Here is a 19,163-nt window from a genome sequence, read left to right as displayed (position 1 = left end):
CCTATCGAACCGAAGAATCGCCCGAGGCCGAAGAGGTATCGGGCTCGTCATAAATCACGCCGAGCACGTCGCGCACGACATGCATTGCGGTATCAGAGCCACCGCCGCCCTGCTCCAAAATGGTGGCAATCACGTATTTGGGGTCGTCGGCCGGGGCATAGGCGCAAAACCATGCGTATTCGTCCTCGCCGCTCTTCTCGCCCGTGCCCGACTTGCCGTACACCTGCGGCGTCAGCGTGCTAAAGTGCGCCGCCAACGACGTAGAGGCAACATAGATCACGTCATGCATACCGTTGCGCACGAGAGCCAGGTCCGAATCGCTGTTGATTTTGGCCTCCAAGCGCTTCTTCTTGCCCTTGCCGTTGTACTTATAGGCATCGCCGTCGCCATCGCGCGACACGGCAGACAAAAACACGTGGGGCACGTACTGCTTGCCGCCGTTGGCAAGACCCATATAGGCGCACGCCATCTGAAGAGGCGTCACCAGGATGTCGCCCTGACCGATGGCGATGTTGGTCATATCGCCGGCATTCCACTTGCGGTCCTCGGCAGACGCGTCGGTAAAGTACGACTCTTTCCACTCGGCATCGGGAATACGGCCTGCGCCCTCACTCGGCAGGTCGATGCCGCAGGCCTTGCCAAGACCCCAGCGGCGGAAGACCTCCTGCAGGCCCTCGGGGTGCTGATCGTCATAAAAGAACGCCTTGCCCATGTCGTAGAAGACGGGGTCGCACGAGTTAGCGATACCCGACTGCAGCGTCATGGTGCCGTGACCAGACGTCAGCCAGCAGCGCTTGCCCCACGACTTGCCCAGACCCGTCCAATAGCCCGTGCAGTTGGTCGTCTGCCCCGACGTGTAGGTTCCAAACTCAAGACCGGCCAGTGCCGAGAGCGGCTTGATGGTCGAAGCCGACATGTACTGTCCGCTAATGGCGCGGTTGAGCAGCGGGTGCGAACCTTTGTCATCATTGAGCTCGGTCCACACGTCATTTGAGACGCCGCCGATAAAGACGGACGGATCGAACTTGGGCTCGCTCGCCATGCCCAGGATCTCGCCATTGTTGGGATCGAGACACACCACAGCGCCGTTGCCGGCATTGCTGTAGCCAGTGGTCTTGGCAAGCTCGATAGCGCTCGCCAGTGCCGTCTCGCAGGCCTGTTGGATCTTAAGGTCGAGCGTGAGCTTAATGTCGGAGCCGGCCTTCGCGGGAACGGCGCCGGCCTGACCGGTCACATTGCCCGAGGCATCGACCTTGACGGTCTGCTCGCCACGAATACCCTGCAGCAGGTTTTCGTAGTAGCTCTCAACGCCCGCCTGGCCCACGATATCGCCCGACTGGTACGTAATCTTGCCAGCAGAAGCATCATCATCGCCAGAGGTTTTCTTATTCTGGGCCTCGAGCTGCTCGGAGGTAATGGTGCCGGTATAGCCCAAGATATGGCATGCTGTCTCGCCATATGGATACTGGCGCTCGGTACGCTCGGCAATCTTGACGCCCGGGAACTCGCCGGCATGCTCCTGAATATAGGCAACCGTGGAGCGACGGACGTCCGTCGCGATGGTATGTAGGCTCTGAGCGCCCTCTGTATTGTCCTGAATATTGCGAAGGACCGCCACGTAAGGCATTCCAAGCACGTTGGCAAGATGGCGAACCAGAACCTCATCCTCGGCAAGGTCGCGGTAGGCCACGACAGCAAGTGAGGGACGGTTCTTGACAAGCGCCACGCCATTGCGGTCGAGGATGCGGCCGCGCACAGCGGGTGTGGTCACTGTGCGAGTCTGATTACTATTGGCCTGCTTCTCGTAATAGTCCGACGAGACCATCTGCATGCCCCACAGCTTGACGGCAAGCGCCGCAAACATCGCGCCCACACCCGTGGTGAGGATGGAAAAGCGGCCCTTAAAGGCGGTCGCCGCGGTATTGCCCTCGCCCTCGGTGGCGCGCGGGGCCGTTCCATGCTGTGTATCGTAGGTAAAACGGGAATCGCCACGACGCATGATGACCAGCGCGACCACGATGGCCACAACCAGTACGATACCGGCGATAATAACCGTCAACTGGGAAGACATCTACGGGCCTCCCCTATTTGAGCTTGCGGGTCTTGGGCTTAAAGCGCATACCCGTCTGGCGTCCGCCACGTGCGGAGAATCCATAGCCGGACTGCGGCACGACGCCGGACATCAAAAACGGAATGGCAACCAGACCCGTCAGGATCGAGGACGGCAGCGCATGGCCGAAGATCGCCACGACAAAGTTCGTCTCCAAACCCATAAACAGCAAGATGATGCTGTAGATCACATTAATGACGAGCGCGAAGGCGCCCACAGTGATGCCGCGCGCACTCGGGGTACCGCCCGTCTGACCGACAGCGCTGTGCACCAGGGCAAAAGAACCCACGGTCAGCAGGAGCGACATAACGCCCACCGGAACGGCAGCGGACAGGTCATAGAACAAGCCGCTGCAAAAACCGCACACGACGGCACGGGTCGGGTCGCCCGAGAACACGCTTAGGCACACCAGGATAATCATGAAGTTGACGCGACCGCCCGCAATGGAGATCTGCGGTGCCAGGCCTGCCTGCAGCAGCACACACACGATGGCGGCGATCACAAACGTGCGGGAGCTCATCCCCTGCTCGTGTAGATCCATGGACATGCCCCCTATTCGCTCGAGCCGGAATCGGTCGTCTCGGACGTGTCGGAACTGTCATCCGAACTCTCGTCCTTCGTCTTGGTCGCAGCATCGCGCGACGTTCCCTGCGGCGTGCTATTAGCGGTGCTCACGTCCTCATCCGAAGCCGACTGTTCGTCGGTCAGCGAGGTAATGACCAGCACTTCCTCGTTGTTCTCGGCCGTGGTCTGAGCGCGCACCACAATGGTGTAGTACACGTCGTTTGCCGATTTCTCGACCGACGAGACGGTGCCGAGCGGTAGACCCTTAGGGAACACGCCGCCAATGCCCGAGGTTACGATGATGTCACCAACCTTAACGTCGGAGTCGACGCTCACGTACTCAAGACGCAGCGTGCCGTCAGCCTGACCCTGCAGCATGCCCTGGGCGCGCGTGTCCTGCACCATGGCGGACACGCCCGAGTTCTCGTCGCCAATCAGGCGCACGGTCGACGTTTTGGCCGATACCTCGATAATCTGGCCGATAACACCGGCAGAACTCGTCACGGGCATGTTGATGGTAAAGCCGTCGGCAGAGCCCTTGTCGATGGTAACGGTCGAGGTCCAGGCATCGCCGGAGGCACCGACAATACGAGCTGCGGTCGATTTAAGGTTGTAGGTCGACTGCAGGCCGACCAGCCCCTCCAGACGCTCAGCGGTCTTTTGAGCCTCGGAGAGCTCAGCAACCTTAGAGGTCAGTTCCTCGTTTTGCTTCTTGAGTTCGTCGAGCGTGTCCTGCGACGCCGTAAGGTTAGAGAACACGTTGCCGATGGCATTGAAAGGAGCCGCCACAGCCGAGCCCACAAAACGCACCGGCGAGGTAATCGTCGTTACGCCCGAACGCACGGCATGAATCGGCCCTGCCTCGCCCTCGCGGATGTAAAACGTGAGCAGCAACACCGAAATCAGGCTGAAAACAATCAACGGGCGCATACCCGTTGATTGTCGCTTGGTATTCAGATTTGTGGAGAAACCCGAAGATCGTGCCAAATGGAATCCACCTTTTGGAAATTAAGCATTGGTCTGGACGAAGCCGCCATCAAACGCATTGGCCTCGAGCACGCGGGCACAGCCGTTAACGACGTTATCGAGCGCCGTGGGGCTGACGTTGACCGAAACGCCGGTCTCATCGCGCAGACGCACGTCGAGTCCGCGTAGCAGAGCGCCACCACCGGTCAGCAAAATGCCGTAGTACATAAGGTCAGAGGCAAGATCGGGCGGCGTGGCATCGAGGGCGTCCTTGACGGCCTTGGCCATCTCGTCGAGCGGCTTGTTGAGCGCGCGACGAATCTCCTCGCTCTCGATGCGCACGGTCTTGGGCAGACCGGTGATCACGTCGCGACCGTTGACCTCGACGTCGAGCTCGTCCTTGAGCGGCACAGCGGAGCCGACCTTGATCTTGATGTCCTCTGCCGTACGCTCGCCGATGGCAAGGTTGTAGGCATCACGAACGTGCGTGAGGATGGCCTGATCGAACTCGTCGCCTGCAATACGGATGGACTGCGAGACGACGATGCCGCCCATAGCGATAACGGCAACCTCGGTGGTACCGCCACCGATGTCGATGACCATGGAGCCGGTGGGCTCCTCGACGGGCAGGTCGGCGCCGATAGCGGCAGCCATGGGCTCCTCGATCAGATAGGCCTGGCGGGCCCCGGCCTGGATCGTGGCCTCAAAGACGGCACGCTTCTCGACCGACGTGACGCCGGAGGGAACGCAGACGACAACGCGCGGACGCGGGGTCCACGGATAGCGCTTCTCGGACGCCTTATCGATAAAGTAGCGAAGCATGGCCTCGGTAACATCGAAGTCGGCGATGACGCCGTCCTTCAGGGGACGAACGGCCACGATGTTGCCGGGCGTACGGCCGAGCATGCGCTTTGCCTCGATACCGACCGCCAGGATGCGCTCGTCGTTCTTGTCGATGGCGACAACAGAGGGCTCGCGAATGACGATGCCCTTGCCGCGCACGGAGACAAGCGTATTGGCGGTGCCGAGGTCGATGGCAAGATCGCCCGCATAGCTACCGAAGAACATATCCATCAAAGAAAACAACGCAACTCCTGATGTGTTGGATGATTGCTGGAAAACTACTAGCTCATCATACTAGCGCAAGCCCGGCACCTCACTTGCGGTGAAGCGCCGGGCAAAGCTAAATCCCATAAGGTCACTACTGGTTGTCAGCAGCCGAGAAATCCATATCGAGCGAGGAAACGGCCCAGCCGATATGGTTGTCGGAGCGCACGAATTTGACGGTGTACTCCTGCTCGCCGCCCTTGGACAGCGATGCCTTCACCTTAGCGGTCGTCTCGGTCATGGACTGATCCATGCCCTCGACGGACACGGTGGCACCCTGCGGAATCGAGGAGATGATCATCGACTTAGCGTCCTCGGACAGGCTCGATGCCAGGCAAGACTCGGCCTTTGCGGTGTCACCGTCGCCGGCAGCCTGGAACAGATCGGTAACGACAGACTCCTGAGACGGGAAGCCAAAGCCGCGCGTGTAGGCAAAGCCCAGACCGCCCGCGGCGATCAAAATGAGCAGAAGCAGCACGATGAAGACTTTGAGACCCGTGTGGCGATGGCGACGACGGACCTTGGCCTGCTTACGATCCTGACGGTCCTGCTGGACCATTTCGGACTCGGACAGCGTAAAGAAACCGGTGTCCGAGGGATCGGGCATAAACTGGCCGGTCGCGCCCGTAGGATCGAGCGGATCGACGGCAGGAGCGTCCATCGCGGGCGCCGGAGCAGTGGCCATAGCCGTCTGGGCAGACAGCGCGGCAAGCGAATCGTGCACGCGGGCAAGCTCATCGGCCTGCTCGGAGGTGAGCTGGTAGATGCCATCGGCAGTAGCGGCGTTAAAGGCGTCGAGTGCGTCGGAGGGACGGCCGGCGGCAGAAAGCGCCTGACCCATGCCGGCGTTGAGCGCACGCGTGTCGTCGCGGGGGCCGGCAAAGTCGATAGCCGTGCGGTAGGTCTCCACGGCATCCGCCGGACGGCCGAGCTTAATGAAGCAACGACCAAGCTCGCCGAGCGCGGCGGCAGGAGCCGGATTGGCGCCGTCGATGGCAGCCTGACGGAAGGCAGTACCCGCGTTGGCATAGTCGCCCGACTGGAACAGCGCGTTACCCAGGCCCAGATAGGCCTTGAACGGCGTGGCATAGGAAGCATCCTGCGTAGCAGCAGAGAATGCCTGAGCGGCCGTCGTGTAGTCGCCCACGGCGGCGAGCGCCTTGCCGCGGTTGGTGAGCAGCGCGCCGCGCTTGCCGTAGGTGCCGTCGTTGAGGGCGGCGGCATAAGCCTCGGCGGCCTCGGCATACATGCCCAGGTGCATCAAGGCGTTGCCACGAAGGTGGTCGGCCTCGCCCATAATCTCATCGGGAGTCTTTGCCGCCCCAAGCATCTGGGCTGCAGCGGAAAAATCACCCGCGCGGTAAGCGGCGCGGCCCTGTTGGATCAGCTGGCTATTCAAGGAAGTCCCCTTTACTCGTGAACGATCTCGACATGGACGATCTCGTCGCCGGCACGCAGCTGCGAAATCACATCGAGACCCTCGACCGTGGTACCAAAGACGGTATAACCGGAATCAAGGTTATGCTGGGCACCCAGGCAGAAGTAGAACTGCGAACCCGCGGAATCGGGGTCCATGGAGCGTGCCATGGCAAGGGCGCCATCGACATGGCTGTTGCGCGGATTGGTGGCAAACTCGCCCTTGATGCAGTAGCCGGGGCCACCGGTACCGGGCATGCCGTCGGGGCCCTCAAGGCCGGCAGCGACATCGGCGCCGGACATATCACGGGTATTGGGGTCGCCGCCCTGGATGACAAAACCGGGCACATAGCGATGGAACTTAAGGCCATCATAGAAACCCATCGTGGAAAGCTCGCAGAAGTTCGCGACATGAATGGGAGCGCCCTCGCCGTCAAACTTGACCTTGATGGTACCCTTCGACGTCTCGATTACGGCGCACTCGTCGCCGGCAAGCTGATACTCGGGCGTGTAGAGCTCTTTCTTAAAACCAAACATGTGGTTCCTTCCTCGTGCGTTTAAAGCATATTTGTACGAATTGTAGCAATAAGCACAGGCTTACATCAATTGCGCACGTAGGTTATGCCGACTATGGCGAACTAATTTTAGGAACGCTGCTGCGGCTTCCAGGAACCCACATTGGCGTCGTACTGGTTCAGCGCGCTGTTGCCGCCCTGCGCGATGGGAGCCAGGATCTCGCTTTGGTGGGAACTCATCGACTCGCCATCGGGAATGGCCAGCGAGATGTCCCAACTCTGGCAGATCACGTCGACACGCTCGTACATCCACTCGGCAAGCTGCTTTAAGTGGGCGATGTCATCCGCATAGACCGTATCGTCCTGGTACTTAAGGTTGTTGAGCTCATCTTGCGTCTTTTTGATCTGGTCGCGCAGGGCGTAGGCACTCTGCGACAGCTCCTGACGGGTGGACAGCGGCGTTCGAAGATAACCGTTGTTAAAGGAATCGATGACCTCGCCGATCTGGTCCTCGTCGCCGTAGGACACGATGGTCTGATACAGACCGTCGAGCCTGGTATAGAGCTGATCATCGGTCAGCACGGTTTCTTCCTGGACCACCTCGGCAGAATCGTCCTGCTTGGTATCGTCCTCAGTCGCCTCGCCCTTTTGGCGCGTGGGGAAGGTCGTCTGCGCGGCTTGGCCAAACTGGTCATAGAAGCCAGGCATGACACCCATGGGATCGGTCGTCACGAACCAATAGGCACCACCGCACACAAAGGCAAGGATCGCGATGACGATGAGCGGCTTAGGGATATGACGCTTGTGCTTGTGATAAGCGTCCTCGTCGGGATGCACCTTGCGCTTGGGTTTTTGAGCATCGTCGTGCAGGGAAACCGGCGTGGGAATATCGACCTCGGGAATACCGAAATCCTTATCGAAAGCCGGCAGCACGCAGGTCTCGTTAGGATCGGCGGCGTCCGAAAGCACCGCAGCGGCAGAGGCCGGCGCATGCGGCACCTCGGTATCGATCTGTTCTTGCGTTAGGCGCGGAAAACCCGCCGTGCGGCCCGCAGCCAAGTCGGATGCGGCCGCGTCCTCGGAGAGGATACCCGGAGCGGGGCGTCCACATTTGGGACACGTGCGATCATGCGGGGAAAGACGCGCGCCACAGCCCTCACAGAACACGAACTCGGTGTGCTCGGGACCATCGCCCGGACCCACATAGGCGTTGCAGTAGGGGCAGAACGAGGCGCCGTCCTCGATAGTCTTAAGGCAATGCGGGCAGATCACGGCATCCTCTTTTCGAAGCAATTCAAACAATCGAGGTTAGAGCATAACATCGCCACGGCCCCACAGGAACAAGGCACCAATTCAACATCGCCAGGGCGCGTAGCTACTTCTTCTTTTTGCTTGGCATCGAGACTTTGATGCCTTGGGCGGACTTGGTCACGCGAGAGCGTTTGGCTCCGGCACTCCTCTTTTTCTTGGGTTGGACCTGGGCCACGCCCTCGAGTGCGCGGGCCTCGGCCTCACGAACGGTGCGAGCTTCGCGGCGCTGCGCCATGTCGGCGGCGACGCGCTTGGCAAAACGCTCGGCCGTCGAACCCGTCGAGCTCACCTTGCCGCCACCGCGACCCAGGCGGACGCGCACGCCGCGGCCAAAACCAGTTGCGGCATGACGACGACGCGGCTTGAGCGAATCCATCATCGTGGCGAGCTTAAAGAACACCGAACAGGTAAAGACCACGATGACAGCCAAGATAACCATCTGACCCATCGTCAGGTTGGCAATAGACAGCAGCTTCGGGAATCCGATAACCCCCGTCAGGATGCCGGCGACTACAAACACAAAGAGCACCACACGTAAGGGCGTGAGAGGCTGCGAGATGCGCCAGATCAGGCTGACGCTCGCCGCACACGACGTAAGCAGGCACATCGTAGACAGCGTGAGCTGGCTAAAACCAAACACGCGCGCCACAAAGATATCGAGCGCCGCAGCCAAAATGACCGCAATCGACGCCGGCAGTGCACGCTTGAGCACGTTGGTCAAAAATGACCCCTTCACGCGAGCATTGTTGGGCTCCAGGCCCAACACAAAGCCCGGCGCGCCGATGCAGAAGAAGTTAATGAGCGTCATCTGGATGGGCTCGAAGGGGTACGGCGGCAGCGCGATACACAGCGCCGCCAGGCCCATAGAGAACAGCGTCTTGGTCAGGAATAGCGAGGCCGAACGCTGCAGGTTGTTAATGGAGCGACGGCCCTCGGCCACCACGGCGGGCATCGAGGCAAAGTCGTTGTCGACGAGTACGATCTCGGCCACGTTGCGCGCGGCATCGGAGCCGGCCGCCATGGCCACGGAGCAGTCGGCCTCCTTGAGCGCCAGCACGTCGTTGACGCCGTCGCCCGTCATGGCCACGGTGTGCTCGCGGCGCTTGAGCGCCTGCACGAGCTCGCGCTTCTGCTGCGGGGTCACACGACCAAAGACATGGTAGCGGTCCACTGCGGCATCGAGCTTGGCCGGTGTATCGAGCGTCGTGGCGTCCACATAAGCGTCCGCCCCCGGCACGCCCACCACGCGCGCGATCGACGACACCGTACGCGGGTCGTCGCCACTGATCACGTTGAGGGTCACGCCCTGCTCGTTAAAGTAGCCGATGGTCTCGGCCGCCGAGGTACGAATCTCGTCGCGGATGGTCACAAAGCCCACGGGCTCGGCCTCGCCCACCATATCGCCATCGGGCGTAAAGCCGTCCACGCGCGCCACCACGAGCACGCGGCAGGTATCGGCAAGCTCGGCGACACGGTTCTCGACCTGCGAAAACACACGCTCCGAAAGCACAAACTGCGCGGCGCCCATCACATAGGAGCCCTGCGCAAAAGAAGCACCGCTCCATTTTTTAGACGACGAGAACGGAATGACCGACAGCGGCTCGGACACCTCGACCGGACGATCGGCGTAATAGTTGAGCAGCGCCTGGCAGGTCTCGTTGGCATCGGCCGAAGTCGCACGCGCGACGTTAGCCAGCGCAAAATCGAGCACCGTGGTATCGACGGGAACAGCCGCCTCGTCCGAGCCGGCGCCTAGGCTCACGCCCTCAACCGGCAGCGGGTAGGTGCCCTCGACCTCCATACGACCCGAGGTAATGGTGCCCGTCTTGTCCAGGCACAGCACGTCGACGCGCGCGAGCGTCTCGATGCAGTAGAGCTGCTGCGCCAGCACCTTGCGGCGGGCCAGGCGCACCGTGGCAATCGCGAGCACCGACGAAGTCAGCAGCACCAGGCCCTGCGGAATCATGCCCAGCAGGGCGCCCACCGTGGACAGCAGCGCCGACGAAGGCACATGACCAGCCAACAGCTCGGAGAAGCACCACGAAAGCGCGCTATCGCCCGGGGTTCCCGCGGCATCCCACAGCTCGCTCACACTCGAGGCAAACAACGCCAAACCGAGCGGGATCATGATGATGCTCGCAAAGCGCACGATGGCGTTAAGCGCGTTCATGATCTCGGAATTGACCTTTTTGACGTACTTCGCCTCGTTATTAATTTTAGCCACGTAGTTGTCGGCGCCGACATGGATCACGCGGGCGCGCAGCAGGCCCGAGTCGATAAAGCTGCCGCTCATGAGCTCAGAACCAGGCTGTTTCTTGATAAGGTCGCTCTCGCCCGTCAGCAAGCTCTCGTTCACGAGCGCCTCGCCCGAAACCACCACGGCGTCAGCGGGAATCTGGTCGCCGCGCCCGAGGCGAATGATGTCGTCGAGCACGATCTGGTCCAAGTCGAGCTCCACCTCGGCACCGTCGCGCACCGCGATGGCCTTCTTAGAGGTCAGAAGCGTGAGCTTATCGACCATCTTCTTGGAACGCATGGACTGAATGACGCCGATAGCGGTGTTCAAGAACACCACGAACAGGAACGTCAGATTCTTAAACGAACCGGTCAAAATGACCAGGAACGCCAAGATCACGTTGATCAAATTGAACAGCGTGCAGAGGTTCTCGATGATGAGCTCTTTGACCGACTTGGTCTTGAGCTCCATGTTGCGGTTGATCTTACCGGCGGCGATGCGCTCCTCGACCTCGGCGGTTGAGAGTCCGCGCTCGATATCCGTTGCTGCCATACCACGTCCCATCACGTCGCGTCGGTATAAGAAAAACCGCCCGGACCATGCGAGGTTCGGACGGTCTTACGTTCGATGGTGCCCCATGTTGGATTCGAACCAACGGCCTTCTGCTCCGGAGGCAGACGCTCTAATCCCCTGAGCTAATAGGGCCAACGTTTGGCATTATACCCAAGTGCACCACGGGCTATCAAAATAAAAGAAAAAGCTTTGCAATTACGTGGGAGACGCGGCGCAACGGCCCACTTTAGAAGGCAAAAGCGAGTCAGATAGTATAAACTCTCATGCACCATATATACACGGTTCGCGATGCGGGCCGTTTTTGCAAGGGTTATCCATCGAGGTGAGAGGCACACCATGATTGCTATTTTAAAGCAGAGCGCCAGCGACGAGGCCGTCAGCCATATCGTCAGCTGGATTGAGAAAAAGGGCCTGAAGACCGACGTCTCGCGCGGCGAGAATGAGACGATCATCGGCCTGGTGGGCGATACGACCAAGATCGACCCGTTCCTGCTCGAGTCCATGGATGTCGTCGAGCGCGTGCAGCGCGTCTCCGAGCCGTTCAAGCGCGCCAACCGCAAGTTCCACCCCGAGGACTCCGTCATCGACTGCGGCCACGGCGTCAAGATTGGCGGCGATCAGTTCCAGGTCATCGCCGGCCCGTGCTCCGTCGAGGGCGAGAACCTCATCCGCATCGCCCGCCGCGTGAAGGCCGCCGGTGCCACGATGCTGCGCGGCGGTGCCTACAAGCCCCGCACCTCCCCCTACGCCTACCAGGGCATGGGTCCCGCCGGCCTCGACCTGCTGCGCGAGGCGTCTGCCGAACTCGACATGCCGATCGTCACCGAGATCATGGACCCACGCGACGTGCAGGTCTTCCTGGACAAGAAGATCGACGTCATGCAGATCGGCGCCCGCAACGCCCAGAACTTCCCCCTGCTCAAGGAGGTCGGCAAGACCCAGACTCCGATTCTGCTCAAGCGAGGCATGTCCGGCACGATCGATGAGCTGCTCATGGCCGCCGAGTACATCATGAGCGAGGGCAACGACAACGTCATCCTGTGCGAGCGCGGCATCCGCACCTTCGAGACCCGCACCCGTAACACATTCGACCTCAACGCCGTGCCGGTGCTGCACCACCTGTCGCACCTGCCCGTCGTCGCCGACCCCAGCCACGCCACCGGCTACACCCGCTACGTTGAGCCGATGGCGCTCGCCGCGACCGCCTGCGGTGCCAACGGCCTGGAGATCGAGGTCCACGACGAGCCGAGCCGCGCCTGGTCCGACGGCGCCCAGGCCCTCACCCCCGATCAGTTCGACGACACCATGCGCCGCATCCGAGCCATCCGCGAGGTTGTCTGCCAAGAGACCATGGAGTAGCCCATGGGTACGGTGAGAAACGCGCGCGTTAACCAGGGCGGCCCCAAGTGCGCCGGCATCGTCGGCCTTGGCCTCATCGGCGGCAGCTTTGCCCGCGGCTATGCGCAGGCGGGCGTCCGCGTGCTGGCCTGGGACCCCGATGACGATGTCATGACGGCCGCCAGCATGGGCACTGTCGCCGGAGAGCTCAACGACAAGACACTCGGCGAATGCGACATCATCGTCCTTGCCTGCTATCCCGAGGCATGCATCGAGTGGCTCGAGGCGCACGCCCAGGCGCTCGCCGACGCCACCGACACCGAGGCCATCATGGGCCCCGTGGTGATCGACACGGTGGGCGTCAAGGGCATCGTGTGCGAGCGCGCCTTTGAGCTTGCCCGCGAGCACGGCTTTTACTTTGTGGGCGCGCACCCCATGGCGGGCACGCAGTACTCGGGCTATGCGCACTCCCGCGCCGATCTGTTCCAGGGCGCGCCACTCGTGCTCGTGCCGCCCGCGGTGGACGATGCGCTCAAACTGGAGCTTTTGGGCCAGGTGCGCGAGATGGTGCGCCCCTTGGGCTTTGGCAAGTTCAGCGTGACCAGCGCCGCCGAGCACGACCGTGTCATCGCCTTCACGAGCCAGCTTGCGCACGTGGTATCCAACGCCTACGTCAAAAGCCCCACTGCCCAGGTCCACCACGGCTTTTCGGCTGGCAGCTACCGCGACCTCACCCGCGTGGCGCACCTCAATCCGCAGATGTGGTCCGAGCTCATGATCGACGACGCCGATGCGCTCGCCTTCGAGATCGACCATCTGATCGAATCGCTCGGCGCCTACAGCCGCGCCCTTAAGGACCGCGACCAGCGCTATCTGGAGAATCTCCTTGCCGAGGGCGACCGCATTAAGCGCGCGCTCGACGACGAGGCCTCCCACTAGACCACCTATCACGCCAGGTCGAAAGGACCGAAGCTTATGGCGATTACCATCGATATCGACACTGCACGCCCCTACCAGGTGCATGTTGGCACGTTTTTGCTGGAGCAGGCGGGACCGCTCGTGCGCGCCACTGCCGGCGGCACCAAGGCCGTCATCGTGACGGACACCAACGTGGGCCCGCTCTACCAGATGCCAGTTAAGCAGAGTCTGGAGGCATCAGGCTACGAGGTGAGCATCTGCACCTTCGAGGCCGGCGAGGCCCATAAACGCGCCGAAACCTATGTTGCCATTTTGGAGTTTGTGGCCGAGCACGAGCTTTCGCGCTCCGACGTGATCGTGGCACTCGGCGGCGGCGTCGTGGGCGACGTGGCGGGCTTTGTGGCCGCCACCTACATGCGCGGCTGCAAGCTTGTGCAGATCCCGACGAGTCTGCTCGCCATGGTGGATTCGTCTGTGGGCGGCAAGACCGCCATCGACCTGGCTGCCGGCAAGAACTTGGCCGGCGCCTTTTGGCAGCCGAGCGTGGTTATCGCAGACGTGGGGTGCCTGGCCACCCTCACGCCCGAGCAGTTCGCCGACGGCTGCGGCGAGGTCGTCAAGCACGCCGTGATCGCCGACCCGGAGCTTTTCGCCGAGCTGGAGAAGACCCCGCTCACGCTGGAGCTGCTCAACCGCGATGTGGCCCGCGTAGCGCTCATCATCGCCCGCAATATCGACATCAAGCGCGCCGTGGTCGTCGCCGACGAGCGCGAAACCAACCAGCGCAAGCTCCTCAACTTTGGACACAGCGCCGGACATGCCGTTGAGGCCTGCGAGCACTTTGAGCTCGGACACGGCAACTGCGTGTCGATCGGCATGGGCATCATCACGCGCGCCGCGGCCCTGCACGGCGTTTGCGATGCTGCACTGCCCGGTCGTATTGAGGAACTCTGCGCCCGCCATGGCCTCAAGAACCGCTGCGACCTAGATGCCGATGCCATCTTTGCCGAGGCGCTCCACGACAAGAAGCGCGCGGGCGACACCATCGACCTGGTGATTCCGCACGGCATTGGCCGCTGCAGCATCGACCGCACGCCGCTTTCCACTTTCCACGATTTAATTGCCGAGGGCCTCGGCCAGAAGGGAGACGCTTCCGCATGCTAGCCCGCATCACCCCGTCCCCGCTCAAGGGCACCGTTCCCGCCATCGCGTCCAAGTCGATGGCGCATCGCCTGATCATCTGCGCCGCGCTTGCCAACGGCGAGACGCACGTTACCTGCAACACCACCTGCGCCGACATCGAGGCCACGGTACGTTGCCTCACGGCGCTCGGCGCCCGCATCGAGACCGTCGAGGACGGCTTCCAGGTCCACCCCACCATGAAGAGCGTTGAGTTTGGCCTGCTCAAGGCCCTTGCCGGCGGCACGCTCGACTGCGGCGAAAGCGGCTCCACGCTCCGCTTTATGTTGCCCGTCGCCTGCGCGCTGGGCGCAGAAGCAACTTTTGTGGGTCAGGGACGCTTGGGCGCCCGCCCGCTGTCCCCGCTCTCGGACGAGATCATCGCCGCCGGCTGCGACCTACAGGGTCTGGGCGGTTTTCCGCTCAAGACGAGCGGTCGCATGCGCCCGGGCACCTTTGTGCTGCCGGGCAACGTAAGCTCGCAGTACATCTCGGGCCTGCTATTGGCAGCCCCGTTGCTCGCCCAGCCCTCCTGCGTGCAGGTGACCGGCCTCATTGAGAGCCGCCCCTACATCAACCTGACGATCCAGGCCATGAAGGCCTTTGGCGTCGAGGTCAACGTCGAGCGTATTCCCGCCAGGGACGGCCAGCCCGAAGTCACAAACTTCCGCGTGAGCAGTGGCTCGTACCGCACGCCCGGCAGCGTAGCCGTCGAGGGCGACTGGTCCAACGCCGCCTTTTGGCTGTGCGCCGGCGCCATCGGCAGCGACCCCATCACCGTCGAGGGCGTGTCGCTGAGTTCCGCACAGGGCGACCGCAACGTGCTCGCCGCGCTCTCGCGCTTTGGCGCCCGCATCGTGCGCTCCACCAACGCCGCCACCGTCCAGTCCGACAAGCTCGCCGGCTTTGAGATGAGCGCGCACGACATTCCGGACCTGGTGCCCGTCATCTCGGCCGTAGCATCGCTGGCTCAGGGCCGCACGTTCATCCGTGACTGTGCACGCCTACGCATCAAGGAATCTGACCGTCTGGCCACCACCACCCGCGAGCTCACCGCGCTGGGCGCGCAGGTGCGCATCGCCGGTGACGACCTCATCATCAAGGGTGTCGATGCCTTCAGCGGCGGCGAGGTCGATTCGCACAACGACCACCGCATCGCCATGATGGCCGCCATCGCCGCGAGCCGTGCCACCGGCGAGGTCGTGATCCACGGCGCCGAGGCCGTCAACAAGTCCTATCCCGATTTCTTCGACCACTACCGCCTGCTGGGCGGCAAGGTCACACTCGAGGAGGAATAGCATGTCCTCGACCTTTGGCAACGTCTTGCACTTAAGCATCTTCGGCCAGTCGCACTCTCCCGCTATCGGCTGCTCGCTCGATGGCATCCCGGCGGGCATCGCCGTGGACCAGGAGAAGCTGCAGGCCTTCCTCGACCGTCGCGCCCCCGGTCGCGACGAGACCGCAACCAAGCGCCGCGAGGCCGACGCCGCCCACATCATCGCCGGTGTTGTCGATGGACATACCACCGGCGCGCCCATTGCCGCGATTATCGAGAACACCAACACGCGCTCCAAGGATTACTCCGAGCTGCGCCGCAAGCCCCGTCCCGGACATGCGGACTTCCCTGCGCGTGTGAAGTATCACAACATGCACGATGTCGCTGGTGGCGGGCATTTCTCCGGCCGCCTAACGGCACCTCTATGCATCGCCGGCGGCATCGCACTGCAGGCGCTCGAGGCCCGCGGTATCAAGGTGATGGCGCACGTCGCGCAGATCGGCGGTATCTCCGACCTGCCGATGGACGATATGGTCTATCGCGAGGCCGACCGCAAGGCGATCCTTACGAACGATCTGCCGTGCATTGACGCCGCCGCAGCCGGCCGTATGCGCGAGGAAATCCTAGCCGCGCGCGACGAACTCGACAGTATCGGCGGCATCGTGGAGTGCGGCATTTACGGGCTTCCCACGGGCATAGGCGACCCCATGTTCGACGGCATCGAGAACCGCATCGCGCAAATCGCGTTTGGCATTCCCGCCGTAAAGGGCGTGGAGTTTGGCATGGGCTTTGCCGTGGCCGCCATGCGCGGCAGCGAGAACAACGATCCGTATCGCGTTGATGCCGAGACCGGCGAGATCGAGGTCGAGTCCAATAACGCCGGCGGCATCCTGGGCGGCATTTCGACCGGCGCGCCCGTCATGTGGCGCATGGCCGTAAAGCCGACGCCCTCCATTGGCCGCGAGCAGCAGACCATAGACATGGACGCCATGGAAAATGCCGAGCTCTCGGTCCACGGCCGTCACGATCCCTGCATCGTCCCCCGAGCCGTCCCCGTGGCCGAAGCAGCCGCAGCGCTGGCCATCTGGGACGCCCTCCTAGAAGACGCGGCTCAGCGCCAGTAATCCCCGTGGGGGCCAACTCCGGCCCCCACGCCCACCCAGTGATTTTTCTGGGACGGGGATTAAAAAATCATTAGGCACACAATGATTTTTTAATCCCCGTCCCAGAAAAATCACCGACACGTGAAAGGGGTCCCTATGGACCTTGCCGATATTCGCCAGGCCATTGATGGCATCGACACCACACTCCTCAACAGCTTTGTCGAGCGCATGGACATCGCCACCGAGGTCGCCAAATCAAAAATCGAGATGGGCAAGGCTGTCTTCGACCCCGCCCGCGAGCGCTCCAAGCTCAACAACCTCGCCAGCCGCGCGCCCGAGCGCTACGAGGCGCAGACTATCACCCTGTTCCGCCTCCTTATGAGCATGAGCAAGGCCGAGCAGCAGCGCTACATCAACGAGCTCAAGGGCATCACCGTCTCGCAGAAGGCCCACGCCACGGCCGAGGCCTTCGACACGCCCTTCCCCCAGACGGCCAGTGTCGCCTGCCAGGGCGTCGAGGGCGCCTACAGCCAGATTGCCGCGTGCAAGCTCTTCGACGTGCCCGATATCGCATTCTTCGAGACCTTCGAGGGCGTCATGCGCGCCGTGCGCGACGGCTTCTGCGAGTTTGGCGTTCTGCCCATCGAGAACTCCACCGCCGGCTCGGTCAACGCGGTCTACGACCTGCTCGCTCAGTTCGACTTCCACATCGTGCGCTCGCTGCGTCTCAAGATCGACCACAACCTGCTCGTCAAGCCCGGCACCAGGCTGCAGGACGTGCGCGGGGTCTACAGCCACGGTCAGGCTATCGCCCAGTGCGCCAGTTTTATCGAGGCGCACGACCTGCACGCCACCAAGTACCCCAATACGGCCATGTCGGCCGAAATGGTCGCAAACTCCGACCGCACCGACGTCGCCGCTATCGCCTCACGCAGCTGCGCGGCACTCTACGGCTTGGAGGTGCTAGAGCCCAACATCCAGGACTCGGACAACAACTACACGCGCTTTGTCGTCATCAGCCGCGAGCCGCGCGTCTACCCCGGCGCCAACCGCACCTCGCTCATGATCACCACGGCCAATGAGCCGGGCGCCCTCTATCGCGTGCTCGAGCGCTTCTATGCGCTCAACATCAACCTCATCAAGCTCGAGAGCCGCCCCATCCCCGGGCACGACTTTGAGTTTATGTTCTACTTTGACCTGGACTGCCCCTTTGGCAGCAAGGCCCTCGACGACCTGCTCGATTCCATCGACGACGTGTGCGAGAGCTTCACCTACTTTGGCAGCTACACGGAGGTGCTCTAGATGACCGATACCGCCGCAACCCGCCCCTACGGCGTGCTGGGCCGCGTCCTGGGCCACAGCTACACCCCGACCATCTACAAGGAGCTCGCGGGCCTGGAGTACGTGCGTTTTGAGCGCGAGCCCGAGGATCTCGAGGCATTTATGACCGGCGATGAGTGGGAAGGCACCAACGTGACCATCCCCTACAAGCGCGCCGTTATGGAGTACCTAGACGAGCTGAGCCCGCTCGCCGAGCGCATGGGCAACGTGAACACGATCACCCGCCTGGCCGACGGCCGCCTGCGCGGCGACAACACCGACTACTTCGGTTTCCAGTGCCTGGTCGAGGAGCTGGGCGTGGAGGTTGCCGGTAAGAAGGCACTCGTGCTCGGCGCCACCGGCGGTGCCGGCACCACGGCAAGCATGGTTCTGGGTGATCTGGGCGCCATCGTCGTGCCCGTAGGCCGCACGAGCGAGATCAACTACGACAACATCGCCCAGCAGTCCGATGCCGCGCTGCTCGTCAACTGCACGCCCGCCGGCATGTTCCCCCATTGCCCCGACGCGCCTTGTACGCTCGAGGGTCTCGATGCGCTCGAGGGCGTCATTGACATCGTCTACAACCCCGCTCGCACGGGACTCATGCTCGAGGCTGAGCGCCGCGGCATCCCGAGCATCGGCGGCCTGCTGATGCTCGTGGCCCAGGCTGCACAAGCCGTCGAGCGCTACACCGGACAGGTCACCCCGCGTGAGCGCATCCTGGACGTGACGGAGCAGCTCTCCCGCCATGAGCAGAACATCGCGCTGATCGGCATGCCCGGCTCGGGCAAAACCCGCGTGGGCGAGCAGGTCGCCCTGCTGACGGGCCGTGAGCACGTTGACCTGGACCGCGCCCTCGAGGAGCGCCTCGGCATGCCCTGCGCCGACTTTATCGTCGAGCGCGGCGAGCCGGCCTTCCGCGAGCAGGAAACGGCTGCCTTGGCCGACATTTCCAAGCGCAGTGGTCTGGTGCTCTCCACGGGCGGCGGCGTCGTTACGTGCGACGAGAACTACCCGCTGCTGCACCAAAACAGCCAGATCGTGATGCTCAACCGTAAGCTCAACGAGCTCGCCCACAAGGGCCGCCCCATCACCGCCCGCGACGGCATCGACAAGCTGGCCGAGCAGCGCATGCCGCACTACCGCGCCTGGGCCGACTACATCATCGACTCGCGCGACTGCGCCGCCAATACCGCCCAAGCCCTCCTCGACACCCTCTAAAACCTACCAA

Annotated in this window: 15 protein-coding genes and 1 tRNA gene; 7 read left to right on the top strand and 9 right to left on the bottom strand. The window is 62.5% G+C overall.

Annotated elements, in window-relative coordinates; translation table 11 throughout:
• Position 1: 1 nt before the first annotated feature.
• The 9 genes from mrdA to I1M21_RS02440 form a co-directional block, all read right to left on the bottom strand.
• Entirely contained in the window at positions 2–2,071 is a 2,070-nt protein-coding gene (gene mrdA, locus I1M21_RS02480; protein ID WP_195192288.1) for a penicillin-binding protein 2, read from the bottom strand.
• A 13-nt stretch (positions 2,072–2,084) separates the two neighbouring features.
• Positions 2,085–2,651: a rod shape-determining protein MreD gene (locus I1M21_RS02475; RefSeq protein WP_195192287.1), complete on the bottom strand. Its 567-nt coding sequence runs from the start codon at positions 2,649–2,651 to the stop codon at positions 2,085–2,087.
• A gap of 11 nt (positions 2,652–2,662) precedes the next feature.
• Positions 2,663–3,604 carry a rod shape-determining protein MreC gene (gene mreC, locus I1M21_RS02470; protein ID WP_195192416.1) on the bottom strand — a complete coding sequence of 314 codons (942 nt, stop codon included), beginning with the start codon at positions 3,602–3,604 and terminating at the stop codon, positions 2,663–2,665.
• A gap of 78 nt (positions 3,605–3,682) precedes the next feature.
• The gene (locus tag I1M21_RS02465; RefSeq protein ID WP_006236061.1) at positions 3,683–4,714 is read right to left on the bottom strand and encodes a rod shape-determining protein; all 1,032 of its coding nucleotides are present in this window, start codon (positions 4,712–4,714) and stop codon (positions 3,683–3,685) included.
• A 127-nt stretch (positions 4,715–4,841) separates the two neighbouring features.
• Positions 4,842–6,146 (bottom strand): tetratricopeptide repeat protein, encoded by a 1,305-nt coding sequence (locus I1M21_RS02460; RefSeq protein WP_055309859.1) that lies wholly within the window; start codon positions 6,144–6,146, stop codon positions 4,842–4,844.
• 11 nt (positions 6,147–6,157) lie between these two features.
• Positions 6,158–6,700 (bottom strand): peptidylprolyl isomerase, encoded by a 543-nt coding sequence (locus I1M21_RS02455; protein WP_006236059.1) that lies wholly within the window; start codon positions 6,698–6,700, stop codon positions 6,158–6,160.
• A gap of 107 nt (positions 6,701–6,807) precedes the next feature.
• Positions 6,808–7,950 carry a zinc ribbon domain-containing protein gene (locus tag I1M21_RS02450; RefSeq protein WP_195192286.1) on the bottom strand — a complete coding sequence of 381 codons (1,143 nt, stop codon included), beginning with the start codon at positions 7,948–7,950 and terminating at the stop codon, positions 6,808–6,810.
• Between the two features lie 103 nt (positions 7,951–8,053).
• On the bottom strand, positions 8,054–10,777 hold the full coding sequence (locus I1M21_RS02445; protein ID WP_195192285.1) for an HAD-IC family P-type ATPase: 2,724 nt from the start codon (positions 10,775–10,777) through the stop codon (positions 8,054–8,056).
• Between the two features lie 76 nt (positions 10,778–10,853).
• Positions 10,854–10,930 (bottom strand) — tRNA-Arg (locus I1M21_RS02440).
• Between the two features lie 204 nt (positions 10,931–11,134).
• On the opposite strand from I1M21_RS02440, the gene aroF reads away from it, so the two are divergent.
• From aroF to I1M21_RS02405, 7 genes are all read left to right on the top strand, one after another.
• Positions 11,135–12,157, top strand: a complete 1,023-nt coding sequence (gene aroF, locus I1M21_RS02435) for a 3-deoxy-7-phosphoheptulonate synthase (protein ID WP_195192284.1) — start codon at positions 11,135–11,137, stop codon at positions 12,155–12,157.
• Positions 12,158–12,160: 3 nt separating this feature from the next.
• Complete coding sequence (locus tag I1M21_RS02430; protein WP_117564237.1) at positions 12,161–13,075, top strand: prephenate dehydrogenase; 915 nt, start codon at positions 12,161–12,163, stop codon at positions 13,073–13,075.
• Between the two features lie 36 nt (positions 13,076–13,111).
• On the top strand, positions 13,112–14,218 hold the full coding sequence (gene aroB / locus I1M21_RS02425) for a 3-dehydroquinate synthase (protein WP_195192283.1): 1,107 nt from the start codon (positions 13,112–13,114) through the stop codon (positions 14,216–14,218).
• A complete protein-coding gene (aroA, locus tag I1M21_RS02420) occupies positions 14,212–15,531 on the top strand; it encodes a 3-phosphoshikimate 1-carboxyvinyltransferase (protein ID WP_195192282.1) in 1,320 nt (439 codons plus the stop codon). The genes aroB and aroA overlap by 7 nt, the downstream gene beginning before the upstream one ends.
• A gap of 1 nt (position 15,532) precedes the next feature.
• Complete coding sequence (gene aroC / locus I1M21_RS02415) at positions 15,533–16,633, top strand: chorismate synthase (protein WP_195192281.1); 1,101 nt, start codon at positions 15,533–15,535, stop codon at positions 16,631–16,633.
• A gap of 135 nt (positions 16,634–16,768) precedes the next feature.
• Positions 16,769–17,914: a prephenate dehydratase gene (gene pheA, locus I1M21_RS02410; protein ID WP_195192280.1), complete on the top strand. Its 1,146-nt coding sequence runs from the start codon at positions 16,769–16,771 to the stop codon at positions 17,912–17,914.
• Positions 17,915–19,153 carry a shikimate kinase gene (locus I1M21_RS02405; RefSeq protein ID WP_195192279.1) on the top strand — a complete coding sequence of 413 codons (1,239 nt, stop codon included), beginning with the start codon at positions 17,915–17,917 and terminating at the stop codon, positions 19,151–19,153.
• The last annotated feature ends 10 nt before the right edge of the window (positions 19,154–19,163 follow it).

It is taken from the genome of Collinsella aerofaciens (assembly GCF_015546965.1).
GTDB lineage: Bacteria > Actinomycetota > Coriobacteriia > Coriobacteriales > Coriobacteriaceae > Collinsella > Collinsella aerofaciens_X.
Note: the sequence above shows the minus strand (reverse complement) of the source record. Positions and strands in the feature narration are given on the sequence as shown.